Below are 13,833 nucleotides of genomic sequence, written 5' to 3'. Positions count from 1 at the left end.
CCGCGAGGCGCCCGGCAATGACCATGTATCACTCATTAGTTAGGCGCACTATCGAAGTCGTCGTACGATGGAGCAATGCCCGAGCTCAGTCCCCGCCGGCGTCTGCTGGTACTCGCGATCTGCTGCCTCAGCCTGCTGATCGTGAGCCTCGACAACACCGTCCTGAACGTCGCGCTGCCCTCGATGCAGAAGGAACTGCACGCCAGCGTGGCCGGCCTCCAGTGGACGATCGACGCGTACACGCTGGTCCTGGCCTCGCTGCTGATGCTGGCGGGCTCGACCGCGGACCGCATCGGACGGCGCCGGGTCTTCCGGACGGGACTCGTGCTCTTCACCATCGGCTCGGTGCTCTGCTCCCTCGCCCCGAACCTCGAGTCGCTCGTCGCCTTCCGCATGGTGCAGGCGGTCGGCGGTTCGATGCTCAACCCGGTCGCGATGTCGATCATCACCAACACCTTCACGGAGCCGCGCGAGCGCGCCCGTGCGATCGGCGTCTGGGGCGGCGTCGTCGGCATATCGATGGCCGCGGGACCGATCGTCGGCGGCCTGCTCGTGGACTCGGTCGGCTGGCGCTCGATCTTCTGGATCAACCTGCCGGTGGGCCTGGTCGCGCTCCTGCTCACCTGGCGCTACGTCCCCGAGTCCCGTGCCCCCAAGGCCCGCCGCCCCGACCCGGTCGGCCAGCTCCTGGTCATCGCCCTGCTCGGCTCCCTGACCTACGCGATCATCGAGGCGCCCAGCTCCGGCGCCGCCGAGATCCTCGCCTTCGGCGGCACCGCGCTCGCCGCGCTGATCGCCCTCCTGTGGTACGAGCCCCGGCGCGCCGAACCCCTCATCGACCTGCGCTTCTTCCGCTCCGTCCCGTTCAGCGGGGCGACGGTGGTCGCGATCAGCGCGTTCGCGGCGCTCAGCGGCTTCCTCTTCCTCTCCACGCTGTACCTCCAGAACGTGCGCGGTCTGTCCGCGCTGCACGCCGGCCTGTGGATGCTCCCCATGGCGGTCATGTGCTTCGTCTGCGCACCGCTGTCGGGCCGCCTCGTCGGCAGCCGCGGCCCGCGCTTCTCCCTCCTGACGGCCGGGATCGCGATGACCGCGAGCGGGGTGCTCTTCGCCGCGTTCGAGGCGGAGACCTCCGACGTCACGCTGGTGATCGGCTACGTCCTCTTCGGCGTCGGCTTCGGCTTCGTGAACGCCCCCATCACCAACACCGCCGTCTCCGGCATGCCGCGTGCCCAGGCCGGGGTCGCCGCCGCGATCGCCTCGACCAGCCGTCAGATCGGCGGCACGCTCGGCGTCGCCGTGGTCGGCGCGGTGCTGGCGTCGGGGGTGCGGACGGGCCCGTACCGACAGGTCTTCGAGTCGGCGGCCCGGCCCGGCTGGTGGATCATCGCGGGCTGCGGTCTGTCGGTACTCGTCCTCGGCGCACTGTCGAGCGGCGCCTGGGCCAGGGCCACGGCCCGCCGCACGGCACAACGCCTGGAGTCGACGGAGGTACGGGACGAGGCGGGGGTGAACGCGTGAGCGCGGCTCAGCCCTCCCGGGCCACCGCGATCTCCTGAAGCTTCTCCAGCCCCCGGCGCGACTCCTCGTCGGCGGGGGCGTAGGTCACCATGCGCGGGCCGTTGTGCGGACCCAGCCACAGGTCCGTGTGGTTCAGCGAGAGCAGCCCGACGTGGGCGTTGCGGAACTGCTTGAGCTTGCTGCGCGCGCTCACCACCTCGTGCCGCTCCCAGGCCTCCCGGAACTCCGGGGACTCGCCGCTCAGCCGCTTGAGCAGCATCTTCCAGGCGGGCTCGGCGAGATGGTCGGCCATGGAGGCGCGGAACTTGGCGGCCATGAGCCGCATCGTGTCGTCCAGTCGGACGATGGACGCCTGCCAGTCCGCGTTCGTGTAGCACAGCAGCATGCAGTTGCGGTCCACCGGCGCGATGGCGTCGAGGTCGCACAGCAGCAGCCCGTAGGTCCGGTTGTAGGCGAGGATGTCGTACCGGCTGTTCTGGATGCACGCCGGAATCGGCTCCAGCTGTTCCAGCAGGGCACGCTGGGCGTCGGTGACCGACGGGCAGTTCGCGCCGGGCTCGGGGTCGGCCGTGCCGGCCAGGTTGAACAGGTGGGCGCGCTCGCTGGAGTCGAGGAGCAGGGTGCGGGCCAGCGCGTCGAGCACCTGCACCGAGACCTGGATGTCCCGGGCCTGTTCCAGCCAGGTGTACCAGGTGACGCCGACCGCGGAGAGCTGCGCGACCTCCTCCCGGCGCAGACCCGGGGTGCGCCGCCGACGGCCCCGGGGCAGGCCGACCTGCTCGGGGGTGATGTGCTCGCGCCGGTGGCGCAGGAAGGCGGCCAGTTCATGCCGCCGGATCGCCGCCTCCCGCGTGTGCTGTGCCCGCGGGGTGTCCTGCGTCGCGCGGGCCCGCTCCTCGGCCGCCCGCACCGCCGTCGCCTGCACCGCCGTCGCCCGCACCGCCGTCTCCCGCACCATGGTCGCCATGCCTCCAGCCTGCCGCCCGCCGGACCCTGTTTCCAGGTAGTCCTTCTACCAGGATAAGGAGACTCTGGTACCAGCCTGAGAGTGGGCAGAGGCTGATGAACGTGACCGAAACTCTCACCTCACCCACCACTCGCTCCCCGGTGGCACCGCCCGTGCTCGGCGGACTCGGACTCTTCACGGTGCTGCTCGGTGCGGCACTGCCCCTCATCGACTTCTTCATCGTCAACGTGGCCCTGCCGACCATCGGCCGCGACCTGCACGCGAGCGAGACCGTCCTCGAACTCGTCGTAGCCGGGTACGGAGTCTCGTACGCCGTTCTGCTGGTCCTCGGCGGCCGGCTCGGCGACCTCTTCGGGCGCCGTGAGTTCTTCCTCGGCGGCATGGCGGCGTTCGGTCTGACCTCGCTGGCGTGCGGCCTCGCGCCGAGCGCGTGGACCCTCGTCGCGGCGCGTGTCGCCCAGGGCGCGGCGGCCGCGGCGATGCTGCCGCAGGTGCTCGCCACCATCCAGTCCGCGACCGAGGGGCCGCGCCGCGCCAAGGCCATGGGCCTGTACGGCGCGACCGCCGGGCTGTCCATGGTGGCGGGCCAGATCCTCGGCGGCGTCCTCGTGGCCGCGGACATCGCGGGCACCGGCTGGCGCTCCGTGTTCCTGGTGAACGTGCCGGTGGTGGTCGTCGGTCTGTTCCTGGCCGCCCGTGCCGTCCCGGAGACCCGCTCGCAGCGCCCGGAGCCGGTGGACGGCCCGGGCACGGTGCTCCTGGCCGTGTCGCTGCTGACCCTGCTGGTGCCGCTGACCGAGGGCCGGGCGGCGGGCTGGCCGCTGTGGACCTGGCCGGCGCTGGCCGCGTTCCCGTTCGCGGCGTGGGCGTTCTACGCGGTGGAGCGCCGGGCGGACCGGCAGGGGCGTACGCCGCTCGTCCCGCCGAGCCTGTTCGCCCTGACGTCTCTGCGGCGCGGTCTGGTGATGATCGTGCCGTTCTCCATCGGCTTCAGCGGGTTCATGTTCGTGATCGCGGTGGCGTTGCAGCGTGGCGCCGGACTGGGTCCGGTCCCGGCTGGGCTCGCCCTCGCGCCGATGGCGGTGGTGTTCTTCGCCGTCTCGCTGTGCGGGCCGCGGCTGGTGGCCCGGTACGGCACCCGGGTGGTGACCGCGGGCGGCCTGATCCAGGCGGTCGGGGTGACCCTGATCGTCCTGGCCGCCCTGCGGTCCTGGCCGGACCTGGGCGTGCTGGAGCTGCTGCCGGGTGCGGCGGTGGCGGGCGCGGGCCAGGCGCTCCAGCTGCCCGTCCTCTTCCGGATCATCCTGTCCGAGGTGCCGCCGACCCGGGCGGGCGTGGGCGGCGGCGTGATGATCACCACCCAGCAGTCGGGGCTGGCGCTGGGCGTGGCGACGCTCGGCTCGCTCTTCCTGGCCCTGGTGCCCGGCTGGGGCATGCGGGACGCGCTGGTGACGACGCTCCTGGTCCAGCTGGCCGGGGTGGCACTGACGACGGCGCTGAGCCTGCGTCTGCCGCGCTCGATCAGCTAGCGCGGCCTCGGGCCACCAACTCCCTCACCTCCGGGACGACTTCCCGCGCGAACCGCGGGGGTGAGTTCGGCGAGCGGCTCGGCCGGTACCGGTCCCGGCAGGTTGTAGAGGCGACGCACCGCCCGTGGATCCCGTCCCGCGGCGATGGCCGCTTCGTCCACGATCCGCTGCCCCACGGCGAGTTCGGCGGGCGGCACCCGGGTGGCGCTGGGCAGCCATCCGTCGGCGGTGCGCCCGATGAGCCGGAGCATGCGGGGGCCCAGGGCGCCGACCCAGATCCCGAGGGGATGCGCGGCGGGCGGTCCGGGCCGGGCCCCGTCGAGCCGGTAGTGCGTTCCGTCGACGGTCGCGCCGGCGCCCCCGCTCGCCCACAGGGCGCGGATCACGTCGATCGCCTCGGCCAGCGCCTCGACCGCCTCGCCGGGGGTACGCCGGGGCTGTCCCTCACCGGCGATGGCGTCCCAGTAACCCCCGGCGCCGAGCCCCAGCTCCACCCGGCCGCCGCTGAGGACGTCGAGCGCGGCGGCGGCGCGGGCGAGGCCGGCCGGGGGCCGCAGCGGCAGATTGGCGACGTTCGGGAAGACCCGTACGCGTTCGGTGTGCGCCGCGATGACGGACAACAGGGTCCAGGCGTCCAGGAAGTCCGGCCGGTACGGATGGTCGGGGACGCTGACGAGGTCGAGTCCCGAGCGGTCGGCGAGCCGCGCCGACTCCAGCACCGCGCGCGGGTTCTGGGCGTCGGGGGTGAGGACGGCGCCGAAGAGGAGGTCGTGACCGTAGTCGGGCATGGGAGGTCCTTGCGCCGGCCGGGATCGGGCGGTCGAGCCGCCCCATGTCGGGTCGCCACGAAATCATTACATGACGACACGATTACGTCGAGGGTAGGGTCACGGCATGGCAGTGAAGCCCGAAGAATCCGAGAAATCCGAAGAAGCAGACTTCACCCCCCTGCGCCCGCCCACGCTCCTCGCACTCCCCTCCTATCTCGCGGGCCATGTCGCCCGGATCGGACACCGGGCGCTGGTCGAGGCGCTCAAGGAGTACGACCTGCGGCTCCCGCACTTCGCGGTACTGGTGGGGCTCGGCGACTTCGGCCCGCTCCCCCAGCACGAACTGGCCGACCGCCTCGGCCTCAACCGCAGCCATCTGGTCGGTTACCTCGACCAGGTCGAGACGCAGCGGCTCGTACGCCGTGAACGCGACCCGCGCGACCGCCGCCGCCAGCGGGTCGCCCTCACCTCGGAGGGAACGGAGCGGCTGGGCGAGCTGAAGGCGCTCGCCGGCCGCTCCCAGACCGAGTTCCTCGACGCGCTGACGGAGACGGAACGGGACACCCTGATCGGCCTGATGCGGCGCATCGTCACGCGGGACGACGCGGCGCAACAGGCGATGAGCACACCGTGACGGCGGTCAACTCGCCGCGCAATTAACCCCGTTGATCTTTCCGATGCTGCACACTCCTTGCTGCGCGAGCGGACGGGCAGCGCACGCGGACAGTACGGACGGACAGTACGGACGGATGTGCGGGCAGGCATCGGACCGGATCGCAGACAGGTGTTCCTGGACGCTGGAGGCGTCATGCCGCAGATCAACACGAGCAAGGTCAGCCGCTGGGACCAGCACGGACGCGTGCACATCGTGCACGTCCAGCGGGCGGGGGTGCAGCGCGTGATCAGGTGTGGCACATGCGGCTGGCGCCAGGGGGCGCAGTTCCTGCCGTGGCTGAAGGCGGAGGAACACCTCGCGGAGGCCCATCAGGCGACGGTGGACCCGACGGGGGCGTGAGCCCGGCACCCGGGTCCATGCCAGGGCCCGTGCCCGCGCCCGCCGTTCCCCGGCACGGCGAGGCGTCGACGTACACGAGATATAACCGATGACATGACAGCACTCCATTGGAAACTGGTCATCGACACGCAGGACGCCCTCTCCCTGGCGGACTTCTGGGCGGCGGCCCTCGAGTACGAGGTGGAGGACAACAGCGACCTGATCGCCGGCCTGCTGGCGACGGGCCGGCTCCCCGAGGCGGCGGTCACGGAGCACGACGGCCGCCGCGTCTTCCGCGGCTTCGCGGCCATCCGCCACCCGCAGGACCCGCACGAGAAGGCGACCGGCATCGGCCAGGGCCGGCGCATCCTCTTCCAGGACGTCCCCGAGGCCAAGACGGTGAAGAACCGTCTGCACCTGGACGTCCACGCCGAACCGGGCGGCCGGGACGCACTCGTCGCGCGTCTGGAGTCCCTGGGCGCCGACCGTCTGCGCGAGGTGGACCAGGGACCGGCGGGACACTGGTGGATCATGCGGGACCCGGAGGGCAACGAGTTCTGCGTCGCCTAGTCACCTGGACGAGCAGGTGCGATGTGCCTCAGTGGCCGTGGGCGACCGGCGACCTGGCGAGGGGGCGCGGACACGTCTGGGGCGGCGCCGGGTCCGCGGGCGGGTGGACGGCCACCCTGCCCGAGGGCTCGGTGCCGCCCCAGACGTGCGAGCTCACCGAGGAGTTCAGTCCTCCTGCGTCCCGATGTTGACGGAACGGTCGACGGCGACGCACTGGTTCTGAGTGCTGCCGCCGTTGGCGGTGAGGGTGAGGTTGTTGGTGTTGCCGCAGGCGTTGTTCTGCCGGCCTTCCTGGGCGATGTTCTGCTGGAACAGGTCCGCCACGCTGGAGCCGCCTTCAACGCTCGCACCGCCGCTGGACTTCTTCGTGCCCGCGTTCACGGAGCGGTCCACCGTCACGCACGCCGTGTCCTGGCGGGCACCGGTGACGTCCGCGTTCAGGCCGTTGTGGTTGGCGCAGGCGTTGTTCTGCCGGCCTTCCTGGGCGATGTTCTGCTGGGACAGGTCCGCCGCACTGGGGCCTCCCACGGCCTCGGCACCACGGCTGGTCTCCACGGTGTGGCGGTTCTTGGAGCCATCGACCGTGGCGCACCGGTTCTTGGACCGCCCACCAGTCGCGGTGATGTCCGAGTCGTTGGCGTTGGCGCAGGCGTTGTTCTGCCGACCGGACTGCGCGATGTTCTGCTGGGACAGGTCCGCAACGCCGGAGCCTCCCACGGCCGCGGCGCCACGGCTGGTCTCCACGGTGTGGCGGTTCTTGGAGCCATCGACCGTGGCGCACCGGTTCTTGGACCGCCCACCAGTCGCGGTGATGTCCGAGTCGTTGGCGTTGTCGCAGGCGTTGTTCTGGCGGCCTTCCTGCGCGATGTTCTGCTGGAACACGTCTTCGCCGGAACCGCCCTCGGCGCGGGCCGGGCCGCCCTTGACCAGACTGTGCTTGGTGCGGGAGACGTCCTTGTTCACGCAGTCGGTGTCGGTCCGCGCACCGCTGAGGTCGAGAGTGGAGACGTTGGGGTTGGCGCAGCTGTTGTTCTGCCGGCCTTCCTGGGCGATGTTCTGCTGCTCCTGGGCCAGAGCTCCTCCCTTGGCCTGGGCGCCACCGCCCTTGTGCCGGGTTTTCTCGCTCAGCGAGGCGTCCTTGTTCGCGCAGTCGGCGTCGACACGGCTGTCCGACACCGGGTCGGCGTCCGTGGAGTTGGGGTTGGCGCAGAAGTTGTTCTGCCGGCCTTCCTGGGCGATGTCCTGCACCTCGGAGGAGCCTGCCTGTGCCCCACGGGCCTGGGCGCCACCGCTCTTGTCCGAGGTGTGCCGGCTCACCGAGGCGTCCTTGTTCGTGCAGTCGGTGTCGAACCGGCTGCCCGTCAGGTCGGGGAACACATAGTCGGGGCTGTCGCAGATGTTGTTCTGCCGACCTGCCTGGGCGACGTTCTGCTGGTCGAAGTTCCCGCCCGAGCGGCCCTCGGCGGAGGCCCCGCGCCCCTGGGAGTACGTGTGGTCGCTGACGGAGGTGTCTTCGTCGGCACAGTTACTTTGGATCTTGTCACCGCTCGCCGTCAGCGAAAACGTGTTCCGGCTGGCGCAGTCGTTGTTCTGGCGGCCACGCTGCGCGACGTTCTGCTGGGCGAGCCGGGTGGTCCCGCCCCCGCCCTTGGCGTCGGCGGGACCGGTGTGCACCTTGGAGAACCCATTGAAGGAGCCGTCCTCGGTCACGCAGCGCCCCTGCAGCCGCCCGCCGGTCAGATCCACCGTCTCGTCACCGGTCACGTTGGAACAGTGGTTGTTCTGACGCCCCTCCTGCGCGACGTTCGTCTGAAACACATCCCCCGTGCCGCTTCCTCCCTCCGCCCTGGCTCCAGGAGTGTCCGCACCGGCCGGCCCGCAGGCCACCGACATCACTCCGCCAACGACGGCCACCGCAACCGCTACGCACCTGGCTTTTCCCGCGCGCACGACGCCTCCCAGCTCAGTTGATCTCCTCGACGGCCCGTACGACGGCCGTCACTCACCAGGCAACGCCGAAAGGACAAGACGGACACGGGGTCCTTGTCCGGATTAACTCGGACGGTAGTGGAATTACCCCCATAACACGGCGAGTTCCGCCTGCCGACCGAGGTCCTCGACGCACGCCTCGGCTCAGCGGCGAAGTGGCGGAAAGCGGCGTACGCCAGGGTGCGTGGCTCAGGGAGCCGGTACGGGTTGATCAGGCACCTGCGTGGACGGTGCAGCTGGTCTGGCGTGTGGTCCGGCCGAGGGGGACGTCCACGCCGGTACCGGGGTTGCCGCAGGTCTGGTTCTGGTTGCCGTTCTGGGCGGCGTTGGCCTCCGGGCCGACCGCCTGGCCGGGCAGGACCGAGGCCCGACCGTGGTCGGTGTCGCCGGAACCGTGGGAGGAGCGGTCGGCGGCGGCGCACGTGGTGTGCTTGCTGATGGTGCCCATCACGTTGACGGTGAGGGCGTCGGCGGAGTTGCCGCAGTAGAGGTTCTGCCGACCGGTCTGGGCGGTGTTGGCCTGCGGCCCCACGCTGGTGCCACCCACGGCCCGGGCCCCCTCGGCGTGCGCACCCTGCTGGTGGCCGCCGTGGTGGTGATGGCCGTCGTCGGTGACCACGCAGGTGGTGTCCCAGTACATGTCCCCGGTCACGTTGACGGTGACCAGGTCGGCGGAGTTGCCGCAGGCGAGGTTCTGCTTGCCCGTCTGAGCGGTGTTGCCCTGCGGGCCCAGCGTGGTACCCCCCTCGGCCCGGGCCCCGCCGGCGTGGGCGCTGTTGTGGCCGGTGTGGCCGTCGTCATCGGTGCAGACGCGGTCGCGGTGCTCGATCTGCGCGACGTTGAGCCTGACCAGCCGGGCGGAGTTGCCGCAGGCCAGGTTCTGCGCCCCGACCTGGTCGATGTTCTGCTCACCGCTCAGGGGGATGTCTTCGAGCATGTCGGCAAACGCGGCACTGGTGCCGGCGGATGCCAGTGCACCGGCGGCAAGCACCACGGCCGCCACCCGGCGGACTCTCTGCATTCCTGCCCTGGGCGCCGCGTGCCGTCCTCGCTGTCCCATGCCAGCTCTCCTTGTCGGTGTCCGTCGGGCCTGCGTTACCCGCCATGACGAGTGCTCCGGCCGCGCGTGGCCGGAGCACTCGTCATGGGCGGGTAACGCCCGGCCGGTCGAAAAGTCATGGTCCGTCCATGTCCATGTGATGGCGGGCCGCCCGAGGGAGGGGTTCGGGCGGCCCCGGGGGGCTACCCGTCGCTTCGGTGAGGAGACGCTGCGGCCGAGTCGGCCTTTCGCCCCCCCCCGGGTCGACGACGTCGGTCCCGGGGCTGCTCGGGGTTCGTATCACTGCCCGTCGCCACGGCCTCTGCCGAGCCGCCGCCGGTCCGCGCACTCCGCTCTCCTCGTTCGGCAGGAACAGGGGGCCAGTCACTCAACGAGACCCGAAAACCCACGTCACGCCGACAAGTCTCCGGAGCCCCGCATGGCCCAATGAACACGACCGCCGGATCACAACGGCGGCATCAGGCCCCAGGAACTGTCCTGCGTGCGGCGGACGTTGGGCTCTACGTTGGAAGCCGACCGCAGTCACCACCGTCATCGCCCCGGCCGAGGAGACCCCGCCCCATGACCGACCACACGACCGCTCCCGGCGCGCAGGCGCGGCCGGAGTTCGACACCTCGGTGCCGCACTCGGCCCGGATCTGGAACTACTGGCTGGGCGGCAAGGACAACTACGCGGTGGACGAGGCGGCCGGCGACGCCTACAGCGCCGTGTACCCCGGCATCGTGACCATCGCCCGCAGCAGCCGCGCCTTCCTGCGCCGCAGCATCCGCCATCTGGTCGCCGAGGCGGGCATCCGGCAGTTCCTGGACGTCGGGACGGGGCTGCCGACCGTGGACAACACCCACGAGGTCGCCCAGGGAATCGCGCCGGAGTCCAGGATCGTCTACGTCGACAACGACCCGATGATCCTCGCGCACGCCCGCGCCCTGCTCCGCTCCACCCCGCAGGGGGCGACCTCGTACGTGGACGTCAGTCTGTACGAGCCCGACCGCATCCTGGCGGCCGCCGCCGAGACGCTGGACCTCACCCGTCCGACCGCCCTCATCCTCAGCGGCATCCTGGGGCACGTCCCGGACTACGACGAGGCACGCTCCATCGTCCGGCGCCTGCTGGACGGCCTGCCCTCCGGCAGCTATCTGTCCGTCAACGACGGCTCCCGGGGGACCGACCCGGACTACGAGCGAGCCCAGGACGGCTACAACGAGACCGGCGCGGTCCCGTACTTCCTGCGGCCGGTGGCGCGGATCGAGGCGTTCTTCGACGGCCTGGAACTCGTGGAGCCGGGCGTCGTCTCCGTACCGCTGTGGCGTCCGGAGGAATCCGGGGCCGACGCCCCCGCCCCCGCCCCGATCGGTCAGCACGGCGGCCTCGCCCGCAAGCCCTGACGCGATCCCTGGTAGCAGGCCGCAATCCCTGACGGTCGCACCGCCGGGGAGCCGGCCGGTCAGGCCCGCAGCCCCCGCAGTACCAGCTCCAGGAGCGCGTCGAACTCGGCCTCGATGCCGGGCTGTTCCCACTCCCGGGCGTAGCACGGGTCGTGGAAGCGGCCCGTGGCCTGGAAGAGGGCGCGGGCCGCGACCACCGGGTCGGACGCCGCGAACGTGCCACGGGCCACACCGTCGCGGACGATCGCGGCGATCTGGCCGGTCAGGTCCGCTATGTGGTCGTCGACGACCCCACTGCTCTCACCGGTCAGCACCATGAAGGTGGCGAACAGCTCCGGGTCGTCGCCCGCCTTGTGGCGCTTGGCGGCGAACAGCGCCGAGAACCAGTCCAGCAGCCGCTCCTGCGGATCACGGTCCTCCGCGACGATGCCCGACAGCGCCTTGGCCGTACGGTCCAGCCAGCGCTGGGTCACCGCCTCCCGCAGTGCGGCCTTCGTACGGAAGTGGCGGTACACACTCCCGTGGCTGACGCCGAGCGCGCGGGCCACGTCCACCACCGTGGCCTTCGCCGGACCGTGGCGGCGCAGCACCTCCTCGGTCGCTTCGAGGATGCGCTCGGCGGTCAGGGTCTCGGTACTCGGTGCCATGACGACGACCGTACCCGGCGCTGCCGTCAGCGCTCGCTGTCGAGGTGCGCCATCTGCGCCTGCGGGTAGCGCTCGCCCGCGGCGGAGTCCGCCGGTACGGCCGCCTCGATCGCGTTCAGGTCGGCGTCGTCCAGCGTCACCTCCAGCGCGCCCAGCGCCTCCGACAGCCGCTCCCGGGTACGGGCCCCGATCAGCGGCACGATGTCCGTGTTGTGCCGCTGGCCCCGCGACAGCACCCAGGCGATGGCGAGCTGCGCGACACTGACGCCCTTCTGCTCGGCGATCTTCCGCAGCGCCTCGACCAGAGTGAGGTTGTGGTCCAGGTTCTCCCCCTGGAAGCGGGGCGAGAAGGCGCGGAAGTCCGTCGCGGCCAGCTGCCGGTCGCGGGTGAAGTGGCCGGAGATCAGACCGCGGGAGAGGACGCCGTACGCGGTTATGGCGATGCCCAGTTCCCGGGTGGTGGGCAGGATGCGGTCCTCGATACCGCGGGAGATGAGGGAGTACTCGATCTGGACGTCCGAGATCGGGGCGGTGGCCGCGGCTCGGCGGATCGTCTCGGCGCCGACCTCGCTCAGGCCGATGTGCTTCACGTATCCCTTCTCCACCAGCTCGGCGATCGCGCCGACCGTCTCCTCGATCGGTACGTCGGGGTCGACCCGGGCGATCCGGTAGACGTCGATGTGGTCCACGCCGAGGCGCTGGAGCGAGTACGCGGCGAAGTTCTGCACGGCGGCGGGGCGGCCGTCGTATCCGATCCAGTTGCCGTCCGGGCCGCGCAGCGCGCCGAACTTGACGCTGGTCAGAGCCTGTTCGCGCAGGCCGGCGGGCGCCGTGCGGAGCGCCTCGCCGATCAGCATCTCGTTGTGGCCCATGGCGTAGAAGTCACCGGTGTCGAGCAGGGTCACGCCCGCTTCGAGGGCGGCGTGGATCGTGGCGACGGACTCGGCCCGGTCGGCCTCGCCGTACAACGAGGACATGCCCATGCAGCCGAGGCCGAGGGCGGAGACCTGGGGGCCGGTGGATCCGAGGGGGCGGGTGCGCATGAGGGCTCCTTGGGGTTTCCCGGCGGGAGGGGGGTCGCCGGGTGGGCTGTCGTGTCATCCACCCTGCCATGACAGCTGACAGATTTCAATATCTGTCAGCTGTCATCTGTTACCTCTCACCTGCCACTCGAGACCGGACGCCCTGCCCCTCTGGTCCAGACCTATTGACGAAAGGTCTGGACCAAGAGCAGTGTCATGCCTACGACACCTCACCGCACCCCCACCGGGAGGCCCGAATGATCCGTCGGAAGCTGCGCCTGCTCGCCGTCGCGCTGACCGCAGCCGTCCTGACCCCACTGTCGATCGCCACCGCCCCCACCGCATCGGCGGCCGACACCTGCGCCGTGAAGTCCCGCCCGTCCGGCAAGGTTCTCCAGGGCTACTGGGAGAACTGGGACGGCTCTTCCAACGGAGTGCACCCGCCCTTCGGCTGGACCCCGATCACCGACTCCCGTATCGCCGCGCACGGCTACAACGTGATCAACGCCGCGTTCCCGGTCATCCGCTCCGACGGCACCGCGCTGTGGGAGGACGGCATGGACACGGGCGTGAAGGTCGCGACGCCGGCCGAGATGTGCCAGGCCAAGGCGTCCGGGCAGACGATCCTGCTGTCCATCGGCGGGGCTGCGGCCGGGATCGACCTCAGCTCGTCCGCCGTCGCCGACAGGTTCGTCGCGACGATCGTCCCCCTCCTGAAGAAGTACAACTTCGACGGCATCGACATCGACATCGAGACGGGTCTCGTCGGCAGCGGCAACATCGGCCAACTCTCCGCCTCGCAGGCCAACTTGATCCGCATCATCGACGGGGTGCTGGGCCAGATGCCGTCCAACTTCGGGCTGACCATGGCCCCGGAGACCGCGTACGTCACCGGCGGCAGCGTCGCCTACGGCTCGATCTGGGGCGCGTACCTGCCGATCGTCAAGAAGTACGCCGACAACGGCCGCCTGTGGTGGCTGAACATGCAGTACTACAACGGCAGCATGTACGGCTGCTCCGGCGACTCGTACTCCGCCGGCACCGTGCAGGGCTTCACCGCCCAGACCGACTGCCTGAACAAGGGGCTGGTCGTCCAGGGCACCACCGTCAGGGTGCCGTACGACAAGCAGGTCCCGGGTCTGCCCGCCCAGTCGGGCGCCGGAGGCGGCTATATGTCACCGAGCCTCGTCTCCCAGGCCTGGCGGCACTACGGCAGCGGCCTCAAGGGCCTGATGACCTGGTCGATCAACTGGGACGGCTCGAAGAACTGGACGTTCGGCGACAACGTGAAGGCGCTGCAAGGCCGTTGAAGCCCCCGCGAGGCCGTCACAAGGGCTTGCAACGCCGTTGACCTCCCATGCGAAAGCCCCCGGTTTCC

General features: G+C 70.9%; 13 protein-coding genes. 7 read left to right on the top strand and 6 right to left on the bottom strand.

Annotated elements, in window-relative coordinates; genetic code table 11:
• The first annotated feature begins 75 nt into the window (after positions 1-75).
• Positions 76-1,521: an MFS transporter gene (locus tag GTY58_RS29475; protein ID WP_010987050.1), complete on the top strand. Its 1,446-nt coding sequence runs from the start codon at positions 76-78 to the stop codon at positions 1,519-1,521.
• A 7-nt stretch (positions 1,522-1,528) separates the two neighbouring features.
• Here GTY58_RS29475 and GTY58_RS29470 read toward each other — a convergent pair whose 3' ends face one another.
• Positions 1,529-2,488 (bottom strand): helix-turn-helix transcriptional regulator, encoded by a 960-nt coding sequence (locus GTY58_RS29470; protein ID WP_237528906.1) that lies wholly within the window; start codon positions 2,486-2,488, stop codon positions 1,529-1,531.
• A gap of 101 nt (positions 2,489-2,589) precedes the next feature.
• Between GTY58_RS29470 and GTY58_RS29465 the strand changes: the two genes are divergently transcribed.
• A complete protein-coding gene (locus tag GTY58_RS29465; protein ID WP_010987048.1) occupies positions 2,590-4,017 on the top strand; it encodes an MFS transporter in 1,428 nt (475 codons plus the stop codon).
• On the opposite strand, the gene GTY58_RS29460 is transcribed toward GTY58_RS29465, so the two are convergent.
• Complete coding sequence (locus GTY58_RS29460; protein ID WP_010987047.1) at positions 4,014-4,805, bottom strand: LLM class flavin-dependent oxidoreductase; 792 nt, start codon at positions 4,803-4,805, stop codon at positions 4,014-4,016. The genes GTY58_RS29465 and GTY58_RS29460 overlap by 4 nt on opposite strands.
• Positions 4,806-4,911: 106 nt before the next feature.
• Here GTY58_RS29460 and GTY58_RS29455 point away from each other — a divergent pair, with 106 nt between their 5' ends.
• The 3 genes from GTY58_RS29455 (at position 4,912) to GTY58_RS29445 (ending at position 6,351) form a co-directional block, all read left to right on the top strand.
• Positions 4,912-5,421, top strand: a complete 510-nt coding sequence (locus GTY58_RS29455) for a MarR family transcriptional regulator (protein ID WP_010987046.1) — start codon at positions 4,912-4,914, stop codon at positions 5,419-5,421.
• A 174-nt stretch (positions 5,422-5,595) separates the two neighbouring features.
• Positions 5,596-5,802, top strand: coding sequence for a hypothetical protein (locus GTY58_RS29450; protein WP_037645474.1), 207 nt, complete (start codon positions 5,596-5,598; stop codon positions 5,800-5,802).
• A gap of 93 nt (positions 5,803-5,895) precedes the next feature.
• Entirely contained in the window at positions 5,896-6,351 is a 456-nt protein-coding gene (locus tag GTY58_RS29445) for a VOC family protein (RefSeq protein ID WP_010987044.1), read from the top strand.
• Positions 6,352-6,516: 165 nt separating this feature from the next.
• Here the strand turns inward: GTY58_RS29445 and GTY58_RS29440 are convergent, their stop codons facing one another.
• The gene (locus GTY58_RS29440) at positions 6,517-8,115 is read right to left on the bottom strand and encodes a hypothetical protein (RefSeq protein WP_137951725.1); all 1,599 of its coding nucleotides are present in this window, start codon (positions 8,113-8,115) and stop codon (positions 6,517-6,519) included.
• A gap of 436 nt (positions 8,116-8,551) precedes the next feature.
• A complete protein-coding gene (locus tag GTY58_RS29435; protein WP_010987042.1) occupies positions 8,552-9,400 on the bottom strand; it encodes a hypothetical protein in 849 nt (282 codons plus the stop codon).
• 561 nt (positions 9,401-9,961) lie between these two features.
• On the opposite strand from GTY58_RS29435, the gene GTY58_RS29430 reads away from it, so the two are divergent.
• Positions 9,962-10,786, top strand: coding sequence for an SAM-dependent methyltransferase (locus tag GTY58_RS29430; protein ID WP_010987041.1), 825 nt, complete (start codon positions 9,962-9,964; stop codon positions 10,784-10,786).
• Between the two features lie 59 nt (positions 10,787-10,845).
• Here the strand turns inward: GTY58_RS29430 and GTY58_RS29425 are convergent, their stop codons facing one another.
• Together GTY58_RS29425 and GTY58_RS29420 are read right to left on the bottom strand one after the other, a co-directional pair.
• A complete protein-coding gene (locus GTY58_RS29425; RefSeq protein WP_010987040.1) occupies positions 10,846-11,433 on the bottom strand; it encodes a TetR family transcriptional regulator in 588 nt (195 codons plus the stop codon).
• A 26-nt stretch (positions 11,434-11,459) separates the two neighbouring features.
• On the bottom strand, positions 11,460-12,476 hold the full coding sequence (locus GTY58_RS29420) for an aldo/keto reductase (RefSeq protein ID WP_010987039.1): 1,017 nt from the start codon (positions 12,474-12,476) through the stop codon (positions 11,460-11,462).
• A 236-nt stretch (positions 12,477-12,712) separates the two neighbouring features.
• Here GTY58_RS29420 and GTY58_RS29415 point away from each other — a divergent pair, with 236 nt between their 5' ends.
• Entirely contained in the window at positions 12,713-13,765 is a 1,053-nt protein-coding gene (locus GTY58_RS29415; RefSeq protein ID WP_010987038.1) for a chitinase, read from the top strand.
• Positions 13,766-13,833: the final 68 nt, after the last annotated feature.

The sequence above is a fragment of the Streptomyces sp. SID5469 genome (assembly GCF_009862865.1).
In the GTDB taxonomy this organism is placed as follows: domain Bacteria; phylum Actinomycetota; class Actinomycetes; order Streptomycetales; family Streptomycetaceae; genus Streptomyces; species Streptomyces avermitilis.
Note: the sequence above shows the minus strand (reverse complement) of the source record. Positions and strands in the feature narration are given on the sequence as shown.

Bases quoted from the DNA above. Each gene is read 5' to 3' on its own strand.
- GTY58_RS29475 (WP_010987050.1), top strand. From the start codon at position 76: ATGCCCGAGCTCAGTCCCCGCCGGCGTCTGCTGGTACTCGCGATCTGC.
- GTY58_RS29470 (WP_237528906.1), bottom strand. From the start codon at position 2,488: ATGGCGACCATGGTGCGGGAGACGGCGGTGCGGGCGACGGCGGTGCAG.
- GTY58_RS29460 (WP_010987047.1), bottom strand. From the start codon at position 4,805: ATGCCCGACTACGGTCACGACCTCCTCTTCGGCGCCGTCCTCACCCCC.
- GTY58_RS29455 (WP_010987046.1), top strand. From the start codon at position 4,912: ATGGCAGTGAAGCCCGAAGAATCCGAGAAATCCGAAGAAGCAGACTTC.
- GTY58_RS29450 (WP_037645474.1), top strand. From the start codon at position 5,596: ATGCCGCAGATCAACACGAGCAAGGTCAGCCGCTGGGACCAGCACGGA.
- GTY58_RS29445 (WP_010987044.1), top strand. From the start codon at position 5,896: ATGACAGCACTCCATTGGAAACTGGTCATCGACACGCAGGACGCCCTC.
- GTY58_RS29435 (WP_010987042.1), bottom strand. From the start codon at position 9,400: ATGGGACAGCGAGGACGGCACGCGGCGCCCAGGGCAGGAATGCAGAGA.
- GTY58_RS29430 (WP_010987041.1), top strand. From the start codon at position 9,962: ATGACCGACCACACGACCGCTCCCGGCGCGCAGGCGCGGCCGGAGTTC.
- GTY58_RS29425 (WP_010987040.1), bottom strand. From the start codon at position 11,433: ATGGCACCGAGTACCGAGACCCTGACCGCCGAGCGCATCCTCGAAGCG.
- GTY58_RS29420 (WP_010987039.1), bottom strand. From the start codon at position 12,476: ATGCGCACCCGCCCCCTCGGATCCACCGGCCCCCAGGTCTCCGCCCTC.
- GTY58_RS29415 (WP_010987038.1), top strand. From the start codon at position 12,713: ATGATCCGTCGGAAGCTGCGCCTGCTCGCCGTCGCGCTGACCGCAGCC.